Annotated in this window: 18 protein-coding genes; 6 read left to right on the forward strand and 12 right to left on the reverse strand. The window is 61.6% G+C overall.

Annotation, left to right across the window (positions count from 1 at the left end; all coding sequences use genetic code 11):
- Positions 1 to 71: 71 nt before the first annotated feature.
- A complete protein-coding gene (locus tag PB2503_RS13765) occupies positions 72 to 767 on the forward strand; it encodes an inner membrane-spanning protein YciB (RefSeq protein ID WP_013299866.1) in 696 nt (231 codons plus the stop codon).
- Positions 768 to 815: 48 nt separating this feature from the next.
- Here the strand turns inward: PB2503_RS13765 and PB2503_RS03620 are convergent, their stop codons facing one another.
- Positions 816 to 1,355: an NUDIX hydrolase gene (locus PB2503_RS03620; protein ID WP_013299867.1), complete on the reverse strand. Its 540-nt coding sequence runs from the start codon at positions 1,353 to 1,355 to the stop codon at positions 816 to 818.
- Between the two features lie 244 nt (positions 1,356 to 1,599).
- Here PB2503_RS03620 and PB2503_RS03625 point away from each other — a divergent pair, with 244 nt between their 5' ends.
- Positions 1,600 to 2,208, forward strand: a complete 609-nt coding sequence (locus PB2503_RS03625) for a MarR family winged helix-turn-helix transcriptional regulator (protein ID WP_013299868.1) — start codon at positions 1,600 to 1,602, stop codon at positions 2,206 to 2,208.
- Positions 2,209 to 2,303: 95 nt separating this feature from the next.
- Here PB2503_RS03625 and xth read toward each other — a convergent pair whose 3' ends face one another.
- On the reverse strand, positions 2,304 to 3,098 hold the full coding sequence (gene xth, locus PB2503_RS03630) for an exodeoxyribonuclease III (protein ID WP_013299869.1): 795 nt from the start codon (positions 3,096 to 3,098) through the stop codon (positions 2,304 to 2,306).
- Positions 3,099 to 3,278: 180 nt separating this feature from the next.
- Complete coding sequence (locus tag PB2503_RS03635) at positions 3,279 to 4,454, reverse strand: hypothetical protein (protein ID WP_148235185.1); 1,176 nt, start codon at positions 4,452 to 4,454, stop codon at positions 3,279 to 3,281.
- A gap of 155 nt (positions 4,455 to 4,609) precedes the next feature.
- On the opposite strand from PB2503_RS03635, the gene PB2503_RS03640 reads away from it, so the two are divergent.
- Positions 4,610 to 5,371 carry a sulfite exporter TauE/SafE family protein gene (locus PB2503_RS03640; RefSeq protein ID WP_013299871.1) on the forward strand — a complete coding sequence of 254 codons (762 nt, stop codon included), beginning with the start codon at positions 4,610 to 4,612 and terminating at the stop codon, positions 5,369 to 5,371.
- Here PB2503_RS03640 and PB2503_RS03645 read toward each other — a convergent pair whose 3' ends face one another.
- The gene (locus PB2503_RS03645) at positions 5,372 to 5,992 is read right to left on the reverse strand and encodes a hypothetical protein (protein WP_013299872.1); all 621 of its coding nucleotides are present in this window, start codon (positions 5,990 to 5,992) and stop codon (positions 5,372 to 5,374) included. It abuts the gene before it with no gap.
- Between the two features lie 189 nt (positions 5,993 to 6,181).
- The gene (locus PB2503_RS13770) at positions 6,182 to 7,036 is read right to left on the reverse strand and encodes a LolA family protein (RefSeq protein WP_013299873.1); all 855 of its coding nucleotides are present in this window, start codon (positions 7,034 to 7,036) and stop codon (positions 6,182 to 6,184) included.
- A gap of 197 nt (positions 7,037 to 7,233) precedes the next feature.
- On the opposite strand from PB2503_RS13770, the gene PB2503_RS03655 reads away from it, so the two are divergent.
- On the forward strand, positions 7,234 to 7,542 hold the full coding sequence (locus PB2503_RS03655) for a hypothetical protein (protein WP_013299874.1): 309 nt from the start codon (positions 7,234 to 7,236) through the stop codon (positions 7,540 to 7,542).
- Positions 7,543 to 7,570: 28 nt separating this feature from the next.
- Here PB2503_RS03655 and PB2503_RS03660 read toward each other — a convergent pair whose 3' ends face one another.
- Entirely contained in the window at positions 7,571 to 10,057 is a 2,487-nt protein-coding gene (locus tag PB2503_RS03660) for an FtsK/SpoIIIE family DNA translocase (RefSeq protein ID WP_013299875.1), read from the reverse strand.
- Between the two features lie 103 nt (positions 10,058 to 10,160).
- Positions 10,161 to 10,487: a hypothetical protein gene (locus tag PB2503_RS03665; protein ID WP_013299876.1), complete on the reverse strand. Its 327-nt coding sequence runs from the start codon at positions 10,485 to 10,487 to the stop codon at positions 10,161 to 10,163.
- 154 nt (positions 10,488 to 10,641) lie between these two features.
- Here PB2503_RS03665 and PB2503_RS03670 point away from each other — a divergent pair, with 154 nt between their 5' ends.
- A complete protein-coding gene (locus PB2503_RS03670; RefSeq protein ID WP_041534875.1) occupies positions 10,642 to 11,886 on the forward strand; it encodes an FAD-dependent monooxygenase in 1,245 nt (414 codons plus the stop codon).
- Between the two features lie 98 nt (positions 11,887 to 11,984).
- On the opposite strand, the gene PB2503_RS03675 is transcribed toward PB2503_RS03670, so the two are convergent.
- From PB2503_RS03675 to dnaK, 4 genes are all read right to left on the reverse strand, one after another.
- Complete coding sequence (locus PB2503_RS03675) at positions 11,985 to 12,509, reverse strand: retropepsin-like aspartic protease family protein (protein ID WP_013299878.1); 525 nt, start codon at positions 12,507 to 12,509, stop codon at positions 11,985 to 11,987.
- On the reverse strand, positions 12,509 to 13,219 hold the full coding sequence (dapB, locus tag PB2503_RS03680) for a 4-hydroxy-tetrahydrodipicolinate reductase (protein WP_013299879.1): 711 nt from the start codon (positions 13,217 to 13,219) through the stop codon (positions 12,509 to 12,511). The genes PB2503_RS03675 and dapB overlap by 1 nt, the downstream gene beginning before the upstream one ends.
- Before the next feature lie 60 nt (positions 13,220 to 13,279).
- Entirely contained in the window at positions 13,280 to 14,437 is a 1,158-nt protein-coding gene (dnaJ, locus tag PB2503_RS03685; RefSeq protein ID WP_013299880.1) for a molecular chaperone DnaJ, read from the reverse strand.
- 374 nt (positions 14,438 to 14,811) lie between these two features.
- Entirely contained in the window at positions 14,812 to 16,734 is a 1,923-nt protein-coding gene (dnaK, locus tag PB2503_RS03690) for a molecular chaperone DnaK (protein WP_013299881.1), read from the reverse strand.
- A gap of 242 nt (positions 16,735 to 16,976) precedes the next feature.
- Between dnaK and PB2503_RS14510 the strand changes: the two genes are divergently transcribed.
- Positions 16,977 to 18,524: a transferrin-binding protein-like solute binding protein gene (locus PB2503_RS14510; protein ID WP_013299882.1), complete on the forward strand. Its 1,548-nt coding sequence runs from the start codon at positions 16,977 to 16,979 to the stop codon at positions 18,522 to 18,524.
- A 55-nt stretch (positions 18,525 to 18,579) separates the two neighbouring features.
- Here PB2503_RS14510 and PB2503_RS03700 read toward each other — a convergent pair whose 3' ends face one another.
- Complete coding sequence (locus PB2503_RS03700; protein ID WP_148235187.1) at positions 18,580 to 20,022, reverse strand: surface lipoprotein assembly modifier; 1,443 nt, start codon at positions 20,020 to 20,022, stop codon at positions 18,580 to 18,582.
- Positions 20,023 to 20,034 lie beyond the last annotated feature (12 nt).

Genomic DNA, 20,034 nt, shown 5'->3' on the forward strand with positions numbered 1-20,034 from the left:
CCTTATGCCGATCTTCTTGAGGGAGCGGCCCTGGCGCCCCCCTCTGACCCTTTGCTTACGGAAGGCTTCTCATGACCGAAACCGATCCTACCTCGATGGCTCCCGCCCGCCTCGACGGCAAGGCCAAATTGGCCGTCGAAATGGGACCGCTGATCGCCTTTGGCATTGGCTATCTCGCCCATGGCCGCCTCGCCGGGCCGGTGGACGCTGCGTTGAATACGTCATTTTTCGTCGGAGAAGGGCGGGAACTCTACCTTGCCGTTCTGTTTTCCCTGCCGACCTTTGCGGCCGCCTTCGCCTATTCAGTGTGGAAGACCAAGAACATCGCGCCCATGTTGCTTATCAGCGGTGTCCTCGTGGCCGTCTTGGGCACGCTGACCTTTATCTTCGACTCAAAAACATTCGTCTACATGAAGCCGACCATCGTCTACGGCATGGCCGCAGCTGTCCTGGCCGGCGGATTGGTGACCGGTCGGATCTTTTTAAAATCATTGTTCGACGGGGCCCTGACCCTTCCCGATCCCGCATGGCGTACGCTGACCTGGCGCTTTGTGGCGTTTAATGCGGCGGCGGCGGCGGCGAATGAAGTCCTCTGGCGCTGGCTGACCGCGGATTGTGTCGCGGGCGTGGAATGCGGCGGCGAGGCAACCTGGGTCGGCATCAAGATATTCGGCTTCACCTTTGCGTATTTCGTGTTTATCGCCCTCAATGTCCCGTTTCTGATGAAGCACATGCCGTCCTCTGACGGATCTGAGGAGGCCTCCTGACGCGTGGATCGCGCGGCGGCGAGGCTGTCCGGCGCCTATAAAGCGGCTCTAAAGCCCGCCTTGGGGATTGGTGTAGGGCGCAAAAGCCGCCTCTTCTTTGCTCTCATTCCACGCATTGAGCGCCCATACGACAGAGGGAAAGGCCAGTTCCGGCCAAGGAATGTCCCTCCACGGGACAAGTTTCAGGTCCGCACTCTCAGGACCCGGCGAAATCTTGTCTTTATTGAGCAGCTCGGCTCGGTAGAGGAGCTGGACCTGACTGATCCGCGGAATGGAGTAGATCGCCAGTAGACGATCAATCTTGAGTTCCGCATTCGCCTCTTCTCTCGCTTCCCTCATCGCCCCCTCTTCCGGGGCCTCACCGGTTTCCAAATAGCCCGCCGGTAATGTCCAAAAGCCCTTTCGCGGCTCGATTGCTCGCTTGCAGAGCAAAAGCCGCCCGTCCCCGGCGACCACAACGCTGCCAACGACAATCCGGGGATTTTGATAGTCGATGAACCCACAATGCCGGCATACAGAGCGCTCTCGATCGTCGCCATCGGGGATTTTCCGTGAAAAAGACGGGGTCATATCTTCCGAGGTCACCATCTCTTGCCTCCATTATTGCTGCGGAATCGCCCTATTCAGTCGTTTCGAGGTCAAAAATTCTTGCATCCGTACGCGAATGGCATCAGTTTGCAAGCGTTCCTTAATAGATCAATGTCAAGTAAATTCTGGTTCCGGAATTCTTGAACAAGGCACAAGGAACATCCGGGGGCTGTTCTTACGGCCCCCATACACACCACAAGGCGGCACAACTGACACGCCGCCAGAAAAACAGAGAGCGACCCCGATGGCTACTTTCAACCTGCAGGATTCGCCCGGTCATCTTCTTCGCCGGGCTCAACAATACGCTGACGACCTCTATAAAGGAGAAGTCGGCGGCGACGGCCCGACCCCGCGTCAATTCGCCGTGCTCCACACCGTCTCCAAGGACGAGGGGCTCAGCCAGACCGATCTGGTCCGTCGCACCGGGATCGACCGGTCGACCCTGGCCGATATGATTGCCCGGCTGACCAAAAAAGGTCTTTTGGCGCGTCAACGGACCAAAACCGATGCTCGTGCCAATGCAGTCAAGCTGACCGCCGCCGGCAAGAAGATGCTGAGCAGCGCTGAAAACAAGGTTCTTAAGGCCGAGGATCAAGCCCTCTCCATGCTGCCCAAGACGCAGCAGGCCCAGTTCCTCAAAGCGCTCAAATCCTATGCCGAGGCCCTCGACAAGATCGAGGCCGAGCAAATGGCACCGCGCCGCCAACCGGCCGCAGCCACCAAAAAGGCCGCAACGAAAAAAGCACCGGCCAAAAAGCGGGTAACGAAAAAAGCGCCGGCCAAGAAGGTCGCCGCGAAAAAGGCACCCGCCAAAAAAGCGCCGGCGAAAAAGCGCGCGACGAAAAAGCGCTAAGCTGAGGTTTTGAACGGTCCCGTCATAGGGGCCGTTCATGGGCGAGAAAGCCGGTCCGTCAGGACCGGCTTTTTTCATTGCACCGCCCCGAATGCTTAAAGGTCGAGGGTCACCGGCGCATGGTCGGAGGGCCGATCCCAGCCGCGGACATCATCGTGGACCGTGAAAGCCCGGCGCCCTTTCGCCAGCGCCCGATCCTTCAACGCAGGCGAGACCCAGATATGGTCCAGCCTGCGTCCGCGATTGGATTTGCGCCAATCCTTCGAACGGTAGGACCACCATGTATAGAGTTTTTGCTCATCCGCGGTCAGCTCGCGCATCACATCGATAAACGGCGCCGCCTCCATCAAGGCCGCCAGGCGTTCCGTCTCCGGCGGGGTGTGGGAAACGACCTTCAATAATTGCTTATGCGACCACACATCGTTCTCATGGGGCGCGATATTCAGATCCCCGACGAGAATGTGTGGCTGGTCGCCCAGCCCCGTGAAGACCTCCCGCATCTCATCCACAAAGCGGAGTTTGTGATCGAACTTCTCATTCTGTTCGGGATCGGGAATGTCCCCGCCGGCGGGGACATAGAAATTATGAATGACGATCCCCTCTTCCAAGGTGACGGCGATATGCCGTGCATCGTCTTTGCCGCAATATTGACGCCGTGTGATCTCATGCAAGGGCAGGCGGGAGAGCGTCGCCACCCCATGGTAGCCGCGCTGACCGTGAATGGCCTGGTGCGGATAGCCCGCATTGGCGAAGGCCTTGGCGGGGAATTGATCGTTCTGACACTTGGTTTCTTGCAGACACAAAATATCGGGCTTCACGGTCTCGAGAAATCGCTCGACCAAGCCAAGCCGTAGACGGACGGAATTGATGTTCCATGTGGTTATGCGCATCGGCGGGCCCTAGAGCATTTTCACGCGAAGGGGAAACCGGTTCGCGTAAAGAAAATGCAGCGAAACAAAGGTCTAGAGGCGTTGATGTCTCCGATAGACCTCATACGGCCCTCACGGCCCTCGTCGATCAATCCGCGCATGCGGAGGGCGCGAGTCATGAAGGCCCTCAAGGCTGGGATATCAGCGGAGCTGATGGTTCGGACACGCCTCTTCGGTAAAGAGGTGACGAAGAGGCTGGAAGTGCCGCAAATCCACATAGGCCGTGCGGCCCGACCCATTGCTCCCCAGGAACAAATCGACGAGCATTTTAAGATCCGCCGACTGACCAGGGGCGACAGCCTCGTAGATCACACCGTAAAGAACCGGTTGCGGCGGTTTGAACGCCGTGGGGGACGGCAAATTCTGGGAAAAGACCTTCATCGGCGCGGTCGCTGTGTCCTCCGCGACACCGAAAACCCCGCGCCCGACTGAATATTGGCCAATCGATCCGGCGTAAACATCCGCCTTGTGGGTACAATCCCGCTCCCCCGTCTCGGCCCGAAGCTCATCAAGGACGAAACGCCCAAGCCCCAAACTCCGGGTGGCGGCCCGACGTTGCGCCACGGTGGTGTCGACATCAAAGCCTGAAAGACCAAGCGCCACAAAGGCGTCGAAATCATCCCGGCTCGCCCCTGCGGGAAGGATCAGATCGATCTCCTCCCAATCGAGGGGATAAAGATGTTCGGCCACCGTCTTATTCTCGGACGTCAGGAGCGGCCCCTCCCCCGCCTGCCATATAGGGGGGTCGATGATCTGTTGATCGCGCTCAAAGGCGAGGGGATAGAAGGCGGCGAGCACGCTGCCACTGCAAACCCGCCAGCCCACGAGCTGGCTGGCATCCCCCGTCTGAATGGTCCGCGGCTGCCCCTCCGCCGTCATCGGGCCACGACCAATGGTGATGGGGCCTTCGCTGGCACAGGACACACCGCTGCCCCGAACGGTCGGCGGTTGCGGCTCCTCGACCTCGGCGATGGGGCCGGGCGGCGTAACCGGCCCTGTGGTCACGACCGGCTGCCCCGATAACAGCACCCGCGCGGCAATGATGAAGCCGAAGAACGCCAACACCACCAGAATGAGGATCCGCACAGTGGGGGTGACAGGGGCCGGTGCGGCAGCGGAGGCTGTCTCGGCCTTCCCCCCCTCGAAAAGCGCTTGGTCAAGCATGGGCGGGCGGGCCGTGTTGACCGTAAGACGCCGCGCCTGATCGCCGCTTTGCGCGTCGCCCTCTCGCTCCCAAAACGCCCACAGCAAGAGGCCAGCAATGGCCGCCACCGCCAGGGTGAGGAGCCCAAGGCCAAGGGGGGTCAGAAAAACCATGACAATTTCTTGCACCAGCGCTTCTCCCACCCGGCAGGCCCCCTTACGCGGGACGCGCACTGCCGCTAACGCATCGTTAACCCCTATCACAGGGCTGGCATCCCGCCAACAACGCCTGCGGGCCCGCCGGAACGCTTTCGAAAAAGAGCTGCCCCATGCCGTCGTTTTTCCCCCTTCCCGAAGGGATCAGCCCGCTGATTGCGACAATCGTCGTTCTGACGACCTTTTTTTCCGCCGCGATCACCGCGGCGTTTGCCGTTGGCGGCGGCCTCTTGCTGATCGCGGTGATGAGCACGCTCCTCCCCGCCCCTGCGGTGGTGCCGGTCCATGGCTTGATCATGACGGGGGTGAATGGCGGCAGGGCCATTGTCTTTCGAGACAGCATCGACAGGCGAACGGTGATGTATTTTCTCGGCGGCGCGGTGATCGGCGCAAGCCTTGGATCCACCATCGCAACGGATTTGCCGGCCACCGCCCTGCAATTATTGGTGGCCGGCTTTATCCTTGCCACGCAATGGGGTCCCCCGTGGCGCTTGCCCTTCGGCAGCCGCTCCTTCGTCGTGGCGGGGGCGTTCTCCACCGTCCTGACTTTGTTCGTCGGCGCCTCGGGCCCCTTTATCACGACCCTTATCGCGCAACTGCCACGATTTGGCCGACGCATGGTCACGGCCACGGCTGCCGCCTGCATGGTGGCCCAGCATGGTCTTAAATCCGTTGTCTTCGCCCTGGCGGGGTTTCTTTACGCCCCCTGGCTCCCACTCATCGTCCTCGCCGTCACGGCTTCCTATGGCGGCACATTGGTGGGTGAGCGATTGCTGCGCCGCCTCGACGAGGGAAAATTCCGCCGCGGCCTCAAATGGATCCTGACCGGCCTTGCGGTCATCCTCATTCTCCGCGCGCTGTGGGGCGGTCGATAATCAGAAGACGGAGAGGGAGGACCCGATCAAGGCGACGGGCCAGCGGCCCCGTTCGAACAAGCGCAATTTGCAGATGAACGGATGATCCTCCGTCGGCTCCCCCCCATCCGCCGCGGCCACGAGGGCGAGGGCGGCGCCATTGATCGCCTGCACCAGACTGCCCACGGCCAGATTGACCGCCGCCTCGTCCGCCATATCCCAAAGCGCCGCCTGTTCCTCCACCCGCTCCTTGGCCGCCGTCGCCGCATATTGCGCGATAAGCTTTAGCCCGACCTCCAAGGCCTCTTCTGATACCACGGTCAGCGCCCTGGCGGTCAGATCAGCCCTGAGCAATTCCTCAGCCTCCCAGGCGGGGGAGGACCAATCGAGTGTCTCCGCCGCCGCGGCGGCATCGTCGAAATCCGCGAGGATCGCGAGGTCGGCCTCGGGAAAGCCCAACCGATCGGCATAATGCGCCGCGGCCTCGCGCACGGCCCGGCTTGGGGGCTCGCCCAAATGCGCGAACCAATTGATCCGATCAAGGCCCAGGGCGAACTGCCGAAGGCGCGCCAGTACCGGTGCATCCTGCTCCAGCATGGAAAAGACGGCGGGGTCGATCGCCATTTCATCGTCGAGACTCATGGACCGCCGTCTATCTACTCAAAAAGCGTGAGAAAAGGTGGCGGACCGGGCGACCCATTAGCGGGGGGGTAAGGGGGGTCGCCCGGAAATTCCGCCACCCCCCTCCTATCGTATCCGCCGCGCGCCCCTAGTTACGCCTCCGTAAATATGCAGCTCAGCCAATAGCTGAGCTGGAGCTAAACGGGTCGGTCAGTCCCGGTTGAGGAAGGTGCCCCCCGATTGCGGGATGCGGAACAACCGATTTGCCAGGCGCTGGGGCGCGGTCACATTGCTGAGATCGACGACCGTCCGGCTCCCATCGGTTTCCGTAACGATCCAGCTGCGCAGCGCCATGTCAGGGGCGGTGAAGATCAAGGTCAAATCCCCCGTCACGGCATCGTCCGTCGACCGCACGGTCACGGCCACACGGTCCTCATATCGCTGAACGCCCCGCAAGACTGCCGATTGCGTGTCAATCCGCTCTGACAGCAAGAGGCTCAACGGCGTCTCGCCCACCGGATAGCTATCCGTCGTCTTCAGGTCTTCATCGTGGACATAGACAAGACCGCCCGTTGCGACGATCAATTGGGGGCTTGGATCGTCGTACTCAAAGCGCAACTTGCCGGGGCGGTCGAGATAGAGGGTCCCGCTATACACCCCCCCCGAGGGAGAACGCTGAGCGAACGCGGCCTGCAGACGATCGATACTTTCGAGGCTCACCACGGCCTTGTCGAAAATCTCGGCGTTGGACAGGGACGCAAAGGCCGCAGATGACGACGCCACCGATTGGGTCTGTGTCGGGGTCTCGTCAGGGGAGGTCGGTGCCGCGGCGTCACCAGTCAATTCGGGAAGGTCGGCGGCATCGTCCACGGTGAGGGCGGGGGCTGGCGCCGCATAGCCGGGCCGACCCTCACCAGGGGCATCGGTGGAAAGGTCCACCGTCGCCTCGCCGATCGATTGAGAGGCCCCGAGTTCCGTTTGCGGCGCCTCACTTGCGGGGTCTTGGCCTACTGCCGCTTGGCCCGCCCCAGCGAGCCATAGGGCAGATAGAATCGAGAAGATCATTGGTGCCTCTTTTTCATCGATTCAATCGATTTAGGGCCTGAAGGTCAGGCCGCAAATGCTTGTCCGCCTTACGATTCCGTCGGCCTGACTTTCGCCCCCTTCGTGCCACAATAAAACAGGGGAAAAGGGCCTCATTTCGATATCATAACGAAATATTCGTATCTCCCCGCGACTCTACTGGGGAAAGCCAAGCGATTATGGACCTGACCGCGTCCTCTCCGCCGCCCGGCAAGGGCGGCCGGCCTAAGGGCCCCACCTCCACCCGGCGCATCAATCCCGCCAGGGAGGCAGCGAGCACCTGCGCCGAACCGGTCCAGCACCCCACAGCGCAAGACGAGACCGTCGCCGACCAGCACCGGCCACAAGATCAGGCGGCAACCCCTTCAGGCTCTGTCCCCGCCGCCAAACGCCGCCCCCCCTTGCCCCCGACAAAAGCCGGGATTGACGCCAGGGCCCTGGCGGCGGCGCGATTATTCCGCTTGGCCGGATCGGTGTTCCGCGATTGAGCGAAGGGTGCCGCCGTCAGCAAGGCCGTTAGGCCGCCTCCTCACCCACCAGTATCTCCCGTTTGCCGGCATGGTTCGCCGGGCCGACAATGCCCTCTTCTTCAAGCTGCTCCATCAGCGACGCGGCGCGGTTATAGCCGATCTGCAAGCGCCGCTGGATATAGCTCGTCGACGCCTTTCGGTCGCGCGCGATGATCGCCACCGCCTGGTCGAACAAAGCATCCCCCGATGAGGTATTGCCGCCGACGCTGAGGCCGAGCGAAGCGGCCCCCTCATCATCATCCCCTTCGGTCACTTCCTGCACGTAGGAGGGCTTACCCTGCTTTTTCAGATGCCCGACGATCGCCTCGACCTCATCGTCTGAGACGAAGGCGCCGTGGATCCGGGTGACACGACCGCCCCCGGCCATATAAAGCATATCCCCCTGACCGAGGAGCTGTTCGGCCCCCTGTTCCCCCAAAATCGTCCGTGAGTCGATTTTCGATGTGACCTGGAAACTGATCCGAGTCGGGAAATTTGCCTTGATCGTCCCGGTGATGACATCGACCGAGGGTCGCTGGGTCGCCATGATAAGGTGGATGCCGGCCGCCCGCGCCATCTGCGCCAGACGCTGGACCATACCCTCGATATCCTTACCCGCCACCATCATCAGGTCGGCGACTTCATCGATCACCACGACGATATAAGGCATCCGCTCAAAATCGAGCACCTCTTCTTCGTAGATTGGGTCGCCGGTCTCAGGATCATAGCCCGCATGGTCGCGGCGCGTCAGCTCTTCGCCCCTTTCCTCGGCCCGATCGATGCGCTCATTAAAGCCATGGATGTTCCGCACCCCAAGCTTTGACATGTTATGGTAGCGCTGCTCCATCTCCTTGACCGTCCATTTCAGCGCGACAACCGCTTTTCGCGGATCGGTCACGACCGGCGCCAAAAGATGCGGAATGCCCTCATAGACTGAGAGTTCGAGCATTTTGGGGTCGACCATGATCAGCTTGCACTGATCAGGCGGCAGACGATAAAGCAGCGAAAGGATCATCGTATTGATCCCCACTGATTTCCCGGACCCCGTGGTCCCGGCGATCAGGAGGTGGGGCATCTTGGTGAGGTCCGCATATTGCGGCTCCCCGCCGATATCCTTGCCAAGGGCGAGGGTCAGCCCCTTGCCCCGATGAAATCCCTCCGCCGTCAGCATTTCCTGATAGAGGACGATTTCGCGATTATCATTGGGCAGTTCGATCCCAATCGCATTCCGCCCCGGGACCACGGCCACCCGACACGCGATCGCCGACATCGATCGGGCGATATCGTCCGCAAGACCGATAACGCGGGAGGATTTGACCCCCGCGGCCGGTTCCAGCTCGTACAAGGTGACGACCGGTCCGGGCCGCACATTGATGATCTCGCCATTCACCTTGAAGTCGGCGAGCACCCCCTCAAGCAGCCGGGCACGACGGTTCAATTCCGCCTCCGAAATGGTTTGATGATCGTCAGGGTTCGGGGCTTTCAGGAAACTGATGGAGGGGAAAGCAAAATCGCCATGGTGGAACAGTTCAGGCTGGCTCACCGGACGGCGGGGCGGGACTTTTTTGACCTCGCGCACAATGCGGCGGCGTCCCGACGCGGCGTCCTCCTCAGGCGCATCATACGCGTCGTCATCGCGCTCCTCATCATACGCGGTGTCGGTTTCCGCCCAGTCTTCTTCCGCCCAGTCCTCCTCCGCGCCAGTCTCTTCAGCCGTGGGATCGACGCCAAGCTTCTCAAGAGTCTCGGCAGCAAGGTCGGCCTCTTTCGCCCCGCTCAGGGAGGGGATGAACCGCGCCAAGGGGGACCAGCGTCCGTCATCCATTCGCTCTTTCAGCCAATCCCACCGGGCCAGGGTCCAGTCCCTGACGGCATCATAGCAATAAAAGAAGGCGTCCAGTCCGGCTTCCACATGGTCCCGGCGCCAGCCCGCCGCGAAAAAGGACAGCACCGTCGCAAGGCTGAGCGCGATCATCGCGACGAAAACGGTCGCCAGCGGGAGAGACAAAAGGGGACCGACGACGCCGCGCAGTCCACTGCCCAACAATCCCCCCATAGAGGTCGTGAAAGGCCAATCGGCCGCCCGCGGCAAAAGCGCGGCAAAGGCGCTCATCGCCATCGTGCCGCCGGCCCAGGCCGCCCCTTTCAGCCATGCGGAGATCGGCGTCGGTCGCGGAATGCCAAAGCGCAACGCCTCCCATCCCCAGACCGCGGGCACCACCGGCAACAATAAAGAGGCCCCGCCAAAGAGCTGGAGCAGAACGACGGCGACATTCGCGCCCGCCGCACCGCCCCAATTGGCGATCTCCTGCCGTGCCGTCGCATTGGCCCAGCTAGGGTCAGAGACAGCGAAACTCGCAACGCTGATCCACACAAACCCGGCCAACACGAGCAAGGCCAAGGCGCCGCACCTGACAAGCAAGGCCCTTAGCCCGAACGCGGCCCGGGCCATCGCGGTTTCGGCGATATCATCGTTACTCTTTCGGACAGGCATGGGGATGCGAGTCCACCTCCTTAAAAGTACGCGGTAACGAACCTTTGACCTAAGGAGGGTTAAGCGATCTTTACGGCAATGGTAGATGCCCCGTTTGCCTTCCTTATTCCTCGCTCGCTTCCCCGGCCTCCTCCTCCGCGGGCGGCGCGGGAACGGGTTTGAGCGGCGTCGTCCATGCGCGGATCTCCTTCATGACGCGGGCGCTGCTGACGTAACGGCCGCCCGCCCCCTGCTCAAAGGCACCGGACAATTTGTCTTTCAGCTCACTTTCCTCGACCGAAACGTCGGCCTCGGCGAGGCTCGCAAGCGCCGACGCGACATGGTTATCGATCTTTTGCGGAACCGAAACGGCCTTTTCCTTGCCGTAGGTTTGGCGACTATTTTTGACGAGCGCTTTGAGGGCTGAGCGATCGGTGAGATCAAGAGCCATGAGATCATTCCCTATAATGTAAACGCCGCCGCCCTAACGCCTGAAAGGGGGCGTGACCATAGCGGGCACGCACGGCGCGGGACCAAAGCCGTCCGGGGCAATGTGGCACTCCGCGCCCGTGACTTTCCGGTGTGAGGCGCCTAGCTCACAAGCCATGAGCATGCCCCTTTATGACGTTGCCATTGCCGGCGCCGGCCTGACCGGGCGCCTGGCAGCTCTCGCCCTTGCCCATCACGGTCTCTCCGTTGCGTTGATCGACCCTGTCGCTCTCGAAACGCCAAAGCCGGACAGTCGAACAACGGCCATCGCCTATGCGAATGCGCGCATCCTCAAGCGGCTCGGCCTATGGCCAGGGCTCTCGGCCAAGGCGGGGGCCATCACCGATATTCTCGTGACCAATGGCCGCCCAGCCTCCCGCTTTCGCCGGGGCGGGGCAGAGGGCAGCGCGCTGCATTTCCCCGCTCCCCTCCTGCCCGGTGATCGGCTGGACCCGACAGCGCCGGCGCTTGGATACATTCTCACCAATACAGATCTCCTGGCCGTCTTCGGCGCCGCCCTTCAGGCTACGGCTGGGGTGACCTTCTTCAAGGGCGCCATCGAAGACGTAACGGAAGGTCCCGCGCGGGTGCATGTCGCCGTCAGCGGCGGGGAGGCGGTTGAGGCGGCAATGCTGCTGGTCTGCGATGGGAAACGGTCGACGCTCCGGGCAAAACTTGGCTTCAGGACATTGAGCCATGCCTATGATCAAGAAGCGCTGACCTTTTGTCTGTCCCATTCAACGCCGCACCAGGGCGTCGCGCACGAGATGTTCTATCCCGATGGGCCCTTCGCCATCCTCCCCATGGCCGGGGATGAGGTCTCGATCGTTTGGACAGAGAAAGGGTCAAGGGCCAGGGCCTATCACGCCCTTGACGAAGCCGCTTTTCTGAGGGCCGTCACCGACCGGATCGGCCCCCTTTTGGGGGATATTGCCATTAGCCGTCCGGCGGTGCGCTTCCCCCTCAGCTTTTCCTATGCCGACCAGCCGGTGAAAGGGCGGGTCGTCCTGATGGGCGATGCGTATCGGGGGGTCCACCCTATTGCCGGACAGGGCTTCAACCTGGCGATGAAGGACATTGCCGTTCTCGCAGATGTCCTGCGGGATGCCGAACAAGTGGGGCTCGACCCCGGCAGCCCGCAAAGCCTCGACGCCTATGCCCGCTGGCGCCGCTTTGACAGCGCCGCCTTGGCGTTCGGGACCGATGCCCTGACCCGGCTCTTCTCCAACGATATCGCCCCGATCCGATGGGCGCGGAGTTTTGGACTGGGACGCGTGGCCCAAATGGACGGCCTGCGCCTCTTCTTCATGCGGGAGGCGGGGGCCGATTCAGGGGAGCTTCCCTCCCTGATGGCGGCCTAGAGCCGTTCCACATCAGCCTCAGGGGCAAAACGTCTCTAAGGCTTTGTTTTATAGCGCTTTCCTTGCGCGAACCGGGGCCCATTTCGCTTCGGATCGCTCTAATTCACGTCAATGATCAGTCCGCGGTCCGAGAAACTGAACGCCTGGAAGCGGTTCAGCACATTCATGCCCAGCAGGCTGATACCCAACCGATCATCGGCAAGGACATAGACCGTCACATCGTCGAGGCGGGTCGGGCCCAGCTGGACGGAGACCGGCCCTGCCTGCCGCGCCGTCACCGTTCCGTTGGCTGTGCGAAATTCACGGCGCGGCGCGGCGGACGGCGGATTGATCCCGGCTCGGATTGCATCGCTCTCGCGAAGGGTGAAATAGCTGGCGCCGGTATCGACCATCACCTCAATCGGCGTGCCGCTGATCGTCACCTCGGTGAGATAGCTGCCGCTAAAATGCTGAGGGATAAGGAGTTGTCCGATCGCGCCGTCGCCGGTGACCACAACAGGGGGCCGCGCATCGAACGCCCCGCCAATGACGACCCGACCTTGGCTGTCGACACTTCGCGAGACGATCAGGGCAATGACCCCCCCAACGACGAGAAGCGCGATAAAACCGGCATGCCGTTCCATTAGACGGCCGGAGAAAAACCGAGGACGTCGCGCATCGTATAGAGGCCAGATGGCTTGCCGATGACCCACCCCGCCGCGCGCAGCGCGCCTTCGGCAAACAAGGATCGATCGAGGGCGGTATGACCGAGGGTGACGGTTTCGGTTTCGGCCAGAAACTTGACGGCATGCTCTCCCCTGACCCCACCGCCACGGGTCACGGCAAAGCCGATCTCCCCGTGATTTCTGGGGCCTACCTGGCCATACCGCTCAAAAACGGCGCGTTCGGAGAGGCTGACGCCCTGCCCCCTTGCGGCGGCCTCCCCCAGCATCAGGGCGGTGCCGGAGGGGGCGTCGATCTTCCGGCGGTGGTGGGTTTCAAGAATCTCGACATCAAACCCGTCGAGTTGCTTTCCGGCGATTTCGACAAGATGCAGCAGGACGTTGATGCCCACGGACATGTTCCCCGATTGCACGATGGGGATGTCCTCGGCCGCTTGCTTGATAGCCGCCTGTTCCTCGTCCGTGAGGCCGGTCGTCCCGGTCACGAGGGGCGCTTTCACCTGACGGCAGGCGTCCGCGGCGGCCACCGCCCCACGGCCCGAGGAAAAATCGATCACGACATCGATGCCGGACTCCACACCACCGGAGGGCTCAAGGGACACCACATCCTGCGCCAAAGCCTTGATGGCCCGGCCCATCTGTCCACCGCTGCCCATCAATGCGATTTTCATCAGGTCACCGTCCCTCTGCCCAACATAGTCCCGACGTCAAAGGCCCAAGCCCGCTCACCGCTAGCTCGCATCGCGAATATTGTCCCAGAACTCCTTGGCCCGGTCGAAGAAATTGTTCGATTGGGGGCAGTCATTTCCGCCGCCCTCTTCACAAAATTCGCGCAGCAATTCCTTTTGGCGCGATGTCAGATTGGTGGGGGTCTCAACCATCAGCTCGACAAACATGTCGCCGCGCACCGGGCGCCGTAATTGGTTCATACCCATCGATCGCAGCCGGAATTTACGCCCGCTTTGTGACCCTTCGGGAATCTTGATCTTCACCCGGCCCCCATCGATGGTCGGCGCCTCGATTTCTCCGCCCAAGGCGGCGGTCACCATGGGCACATGCACATGACAATAAAGGTCCGCCCCATCGCGCTCGAACAATTGATGATCGCGCACGCGGACAAAGAGATAGAGGTCTCCGAAGGGCGCGCCGCGCAGGCCCGCTTCCCCCTGGCCGGTCAAGCGGATGCGGGTGCCGTCCTCGACGCCCGCAGGGATCTCCACCGCTAAGGTGCGGTTCTTTCGAACCCGCCCCTGACCGCCGCAATTCGAGCAGGGGGTCTCAATCGTTTCGCCCTGCCCCTGGCAGGTGGGACAGGCCCTTTCGACAGCGAAAAAGCCCTGCTGCATCCGAACTCTTCCCGCGCCGCCACAGGTGGAGCAAGTCGTTGGGCTGGTCCCCGGCTCAGCGCCGGAGCCTTCGCAGACATCACATGCCTCGGAGGAGGGAACCGAGATTTCCTTTTCGATCCCGGCAAAGGCTTCGCCGAGTTCGACCGTCACCTCGAATTTCAGATCCGCGCCGCGCCCGGATTGGCGTCGACCGCGCCCCCGGCCACCGCCGCCGCCCATGAATTCGCCGAAGATATCCTCGAACACATCGGAAAAGGCCCCCGAAGCGAACCCGCCGCCGAATCCAGCGCCCCCAGGACCGCCCGGCCCGCCGCCATTCTGAAACGCTGCATGGCCAAACCGGTCATAGGCCGCGCGTTTCTGATCATCGGACAGCACTTCATAGGCCTCGCCGATTTCCTTGAACTTCTTCTCAGCGGCTTCGTCCCCGGGGTTACGGTCAGGGTGATATTTCATCGCCAGCTTGCGGAAGGCCGATTTGATCGCCGCCCCGTCCGCGCTGCGCTCAACCCCGAGAAGATCATAGTAGTCTTGCGCCATCTACGTCCCTGTTATCGACTTCGTTCGACACGGCATCGCGGCCGCAGCGCCGCGACGATTCCGAGCGGTTATCCAGACTGTCCTAGCAAGTGGCGATAAGGGCCGCATTTGTGAAGGCTTAGCACGATGTTGGAGCAGGATTTCCCGACATCCGCGGCTGGAGAGCGCCATCTGTTGGCCAAATCACTGGTCATGGGAGCGGAATTTAGAGGGTCCCGTCCCCCCTGCCCTTCACCAGCCAAAGGCTTATGTGACGGCGTTAAATCCCTCTCACCTCTTATCGCCCTCAAGGGCTGTCAAAAAAAAATACGCGCCCAAAAAAAGGGCCCGAGCATGGTCGGGCCCTTCGTGAGGGTGATATCACAGGCTGCGCGTTACTTCTTCTCTTCGCCGTCGACCTCTTCATAGTCGGCATCGACGATTTCTGCGTCCTGGGCCGCATCAGCCGCCGCATCGGCCGCCGCCTGCGCCTCGGCATCGGAATCGCCGCCCTGACCGTAGATCGCTTCGCCAAGCTTCATCGACGCACTGGCCAGTGCCTGAACCTTGGCGCTGATGTCCTCGGCAGTCGCGTCGTCTTTCTCGAGCGTGGTTCGCGCGTCGGCGATGGCCTCTTCGATGGCTTTCTTTTCGTCCGCCCCGATCTTGTCGCCATGCTCCTTGAGGGAGGCCTCGGTGGAGTGAACGAGACCTTCGGCCTGGTTGCGCGCTTCGACGGTTTCGCGCCGCGCCTTGTCGGCCTCCGCGTTCGCCTCGGCGTCTTTGACCATTTGCTCGATATCGGCGTCGGAGAGACCCCCTGAGGCCTGGATGCGGATCGATTGCTCCTTGCCCGTCGCCTTGTCCTTCGCCGAGACATTGACGATGCCGTTGGCGTCGATGTCGAAGGTCACCTCGATTTGCGGGACGCCGCGCGGCGCGGGCGGAATGCCCACAAGGTCGAACTGGCCGAGCATCTTATTGTCCGCCGCCATTTCCCGCTCCCCCTGGAAGACGCGAATGGTCACCGCAGACTGATTATCTTCAGCCGTTGAGAAGACCTGCGATTTCTTGGTGGGGATCGTCGTGTTCCGGTCGATCAAGCGCGTGAAGACCCCGCCGAGGGTTTCGATCCCAAGGCTGAGGGGGGTGACGTCGAGCAGCAGCACGTCTTTGACATCGCCCTGCAACACACCGGCTTGGATCGCCGCGCCCTTGGCCACAACTTCGTCAGGGTTCACCCCCTTATGGGGCTCCTTGCCAAAGAAGCTTTTCACGGTCTCCTGGATCTTCGGCATACGGGTCATCCCGCCCACCAGCACGACCTCGTCAATGTCACTGGGGGAGATGCCAGCGTCCTTAAGGGCGGCCTTGCAGGGATCGATGGTCCGCTTGACCAGATCCTCAACGAGGCTCTCGAACTTCGCCCGCGTCAGTTTGAGGTTGAGGTGCTTCGGCCCCGACGCATCGGCCGTGATGTAGGGCAGGTTGACCTCATATTGGGCGGCGGAGGACAGTTCCTTCTTCGCCTTTTCCGCCTCTTCCCGCAGCCGCTGAAGCGCAAGCTTGTCTTGACGCAGATCGATGCCGTTCTCTTTTTTGAATTCATCGGCCAGGTGATCGACGATCCGCAGGTCGAAATCTTCCCCGCCAAGGAAGGTGTCCCCATTGGTCGCCTTCACTTCGAAAACGCCGTCCCCAATCTCGAGGACCGAAATATCGAAGGTCCCGCCGCCAAGGTCATAAACGGCAATCGTTTTGCCGTCTTGTTTATCGAGGCCATAGGCGAGAGCCGCGGCTGTCGGCTCGTTGATGATCCGCAGAACCTCAAGGCCCGCAATCTTGCCCGCATCCTTGGTGGCCTGGCGCTGGGCGTCGTTAAAGTAGGCCGGCACCGTGATGACGGCTTGGGTCACGGTTTCGCCGAGATAGGCTTCCGCCGTTTCCTTCATCTTCTGAAGCACGAAGGCCGAAATCTGGCTCGGAGCGTATTTCTCCCCCTGCGCTTCGACCCATGCATCGCCATTGTCCCCTTTGACGATGGCATAGGGAACCATGCCCTGGTCTTTCTTGACCGTCGGGTCATCGAACTGGCGACCGATCAATCGCTTGATGGCGTAAAAGGTATTGCTCGGATTCGTGACCGCCTGACGGACAGCCGGCTGGCCAATCAGCCGCTCGCCACTGTCGTTGAACGCAACGACGGATGGGGTCGTCCGATTGCCCTCGGCGTTTTCGATCACCTTGGCATCCGCCCCTTCCATGACCGCCACGCACGAGTTGGTGGTCCCAAGGTCGATCCCAATCACTTTTGCCATAGTCTTCAATTCTCCTGTTGAGCGAACGGCTGTGCGCGAGCTTGGTTCTCAAAGCCTCCCACGGCGCCGCCCCTTGATGTGTCAAATGAGCGAATTGCCCGAACGAGAGCGACATAAGCACCGCCGATACGGCTTTCAACGGCGCTGAGACTCCTTGCGGCTGCTCAGTCATCGATTCACCTGTGTTTTACCATGACCGAGTAGCGAGGGGAGGCTGATACGCGTTTCAAGGACCAATGGTCATGCGTCTTTCCACCGGCCTATTTGCCGCTTCGTCTCTGATTGCCCTCGCGGCATGTAGCTCAACCGGCGGCACCCCCGACCCTATTTTGGGGGAGGACGGACAGCCCGCACCGCCGCGCAACCTTGTCACTAACGCCTTGAGCTATCGCGCCGAAAACCACGGGTCGGCAGTCAGCGAGACCTATGATCTGGCCGTGACGGCCATGCGGACACGCTATCAAACCAACGGGGCGGCGGTCTTTGTCGGGATCGAACACGACGCGGTGGGCGAGAGCGAGACGACAGAGTTTAGATATGATGCCGCCGCGGACACCTTCACCATTGATATCGATTTGCCGAATGCGGACGATGCCCCGATCCTGGTGAACGAAACATGGGGGCCGCTCCTATTATTGACCCCGAAGGATCTCTTCGGCCTCAATAACGGGGTGTCGGCAGTCTATCTGGCCAAGCAACCCGACTTCTACGGCTTCGTCGACGAGACCTTGATCGGGGGGAACGAATTTACCGCCGACGCCTATATCGATGCCCTTGGCGCCGTCGATGCGACGGGCAGCGGCAGCGGCTATCTGGCGCTGTGGGTGACGATCGCCAATGACCTTGGGTTTGAAGGATCGGAACGGGATGTCGGCTCCCTGCCGATTTATATCGCGAACGATCCGGCAACCTTCGGCGCGCCGGGCTCCCTCGCCGGGGATATCGAGGCCGCCACTGCGTATGTCGAAGATCTCAGCCCCGCCGCCTTCAGCGACGCCCAGGCCGCCGCCCCCGTCCCCAGCAGCGCCTTCGACCCGATCATGAGCGAGCTCCTTGCCACCGCCCCCGAAAGTTTCGGCGTCAATGTTGAGGGACAGATTTCCGACAATGATGCAAGCTTCATCATTGCCGTGATGGACGATGTCGGCGGCACAGCGGTCGAGGATTACATCACCGCGATCACGATCATTACCGACGACATCGAAGCGGCGCCCAATTATCTCTACCAAGCCAACGGCGTCACCTATTATCAGTATAAAACCGAAGGGGATGTCGTCGATACCCGCTTCGTTGCCGCCGGGGAATGGCAGAAGACCGAAGCCAGCGGCGAGACCATTTTCGGTCATTTCGTCTACGGTCAATTGACCGATCCCGATGAGATGCCGACCTCCGGCACCGCCAGCTACACAGGCACGGTTTACGGCTCCATCCTGCGGCAAAACCGGGTCGACAGCCTGCGCGGCGGGCTCAACCTGAACACCGATTTTCAGACCGGCGCCCTCGACATGACCTTCAACGCCGATATCGCTTACCGCGACGATGAGGGGATAACCCAATTTATCGACTATGCCGACTTCACCGGCACCGGCCGGATCGACGATGCCAATTTCGATGGCACCATGCAGGGGGTGACCTCGATCGATACCTCTGAAACCGACAGCCCCCTTGTGGTGGACGGGTCCTTCGAAGGCCATTTCTATGGCCCCACCGCCCAAGAGGCCGGGGGCACCTTCGAATTCTCGAACACCGAGGCCGCGGCGACCGGATCCTTCGTCGCTGTCAGGGATTAAGCGAGAGACCCAACGCGCCTCTCATGAGCCCCCCCGGGGGGCATCGCCCTTGAGGTTAGAAATCGCGCGAGAAGCCAAGATCGACCCGATGCCGATCGTAACTATAGAACGCGATCGTCGAGTCGTTATCCGTATAATGATAGCCAAGTTGGGGCTTTAGCGTCGCTATCGCGCTTGGCCCCCCCGACAGGGTAACGGATACCGACCGGGTAATATCCTCACGCCGTCCGCCGAAGAACTCCGACCCTTCGTCGGCCTCCCGCACGGCGACGCTCGGCGAAACGGTAACGAACAGCTTCGCGGGAAGGGCGCCGGACACATAGGTAGCAAAATGAGTGCGCCAATAGCTTAAAGTGGGGTCATCTGCTGTCTGACGGTCAATACTCAGACTGCCGCCGGTACGGATCTGATCGGTGAGGCGGCGATGCGCGCCAAGGCCAAGGGCGACGCGGGCGCCATCCTGGCGATCGTCCTGCTGAAAATCCAAGGCCTGAACCGAGAGACTTGCCGAGAGCGATACCCGCCGGGTGAGAGCCGAAAGGAGTTGCGCTTCGAGCCCCGCCGCCTCGGCATAGGGCGCACCGCCATAGGACTGCGCACTGACCAGGGCCGATAAACTCCCCCTCAATCGGCGGCCGCGCCATTCGGGCCCCGCGCGGAGGCCGTAAGTGGCGAAGTCAAAATCGACCCCCTCCTGATCGATCAGACGGCCCATAGCCGTTACGCGTGCGAAAAGATCCCCTCTGACAGATCGCTTTGCACTGATTGAGAGATCGGAGGTGACCCCGACCCCCGACCGCCGGAGCGCGCCGTCATCGTTCAGCCGTTGTTCGACCCCGCCGGCGATGATTGTTGACTGGGCGGTTGCGGTATTGACGTTCGTATCGGGAACGATGGAGGCCCCGGCCTCGATCTCAATCACCTTTCGGCGGTCGATCGCCGCCATTTGCTGGCCGATGCGGCGCTGGACGTCGACGCTTGGCCCCTGCGCGGAGGCGAGGCGCAATTGCCGCTCAGCCTGGCGGTAATGACCCTTCGCCATATAGGCCGTCGCCAGTTCGAGCCTGGCACCGACAAGCGTGCCATCGTAAGCGAGAAGATGCTCGAACAGCGCAGTGGCCTCGTCGACCTTCTCCTGGCGGAGGGCGATCATGCCCGCCAGAAAATCGATATGGGTACGATCTATGTCCGGGCTCAGATCCTCCTGGGCCAAGGCCAACACGATCGCTTCGGCCGCGCCAAGCCGTCCTTCCGACAGAAATCGTTCCGCAAGCGAAATAGCCTCGGCCCCGCTAAGCTCATAGGTGCGGGACGCATCCTCGACAGCCCCCGCCGTGCCAATGACGAGCAACGCGGCACCGGTGGCCGCCGCCAAATGCCGATAAATGCCTGTCGCTTTGCCCATAGCCAGCTTGTGCCGACCCGGCTTTAAGGATTCGTTTCCCATAAAGGAGACGACCAGACACCCCGTCGCCCCCCCCTCAATGCGCGGCGACACGCATTAGAGCTC

This window comes from Parvularcula bermudensis HTCC2503 (assembly GCF_000152825.2).
GTDB classification, from domain to species: Bacteria; Pseudomonadota; Alphaproteobacteria; order Caulobacterales; family Parvularculaceae; genus Parvularcula; species Parvularcula bermudensis.